Source organism: Nocardia alni (assembly GCF_019038435.1).
Taxonomy (GTDB): domain Bacteria; phylum Actinomycetota; class Actinomycetes; order Mycobacteriales; family Mycobacteriaceae; genus Nocardia; species Nocardia alni.
In genome coordinates this window covers 1-416 of the sequence record NZ_JAGPOX010000370.1, presented here as the reverse complement: position 1 = coordinate 416, position 416 = coordinate 1, and the positions used below count along the sequence as shown (strand labels likewise).

General features: G+C 27.4%; 1 protein-coding gene. It reads right to left on the bottom strand.

Features of this window, described 5'->3' with window-relative positions; all coding sequences use genetic code 11:
• A partial coding sequence (locus JZ791_RS47465) for an oxidoreductase (protein ID WP_254207403.1) occupies positions 1 to 181 on the bottom strand: 181 nt, incomplete at its 3' end.
• Positions 182 to 416 lie beyond the last annotated feature (235 nt).

The following is a 416-nucleotide window of genomic DNA, read 5'->3' as shown; positions in this document are numbered from 1 at the left end:
CATTAATTGTAATACCAACATCTTGTGAACGCTTTTCAATATAAGGAAGTTCTACATCTGAAATAGTACCATCATCATTTGAAGAAATATGTGTTAAAGGGGCTAACACAAATCGATTTCTCAACTCTACTCCATTTGGTAATTCTACTTTATCAAACAATGGTTCGTATTTACTTTTCATTACTTAATTCCTCCTTAAAATTATTGAGTTGACTATAACATGTAATTTTTTCATTCTCCAATTATCTGTTTATATAGTTGCAATTCGTTTAATACTTTAAGTTGTAGTTCTCATTTCTAAAATAAATAAAAAAAACAAATCCACATACAATATTGCAAATCAACGATTCTATCTAACAAAGAAAATGGATATGTCACCTTAAACCATTTGTACGTGTAAATAGAATCAATCATAT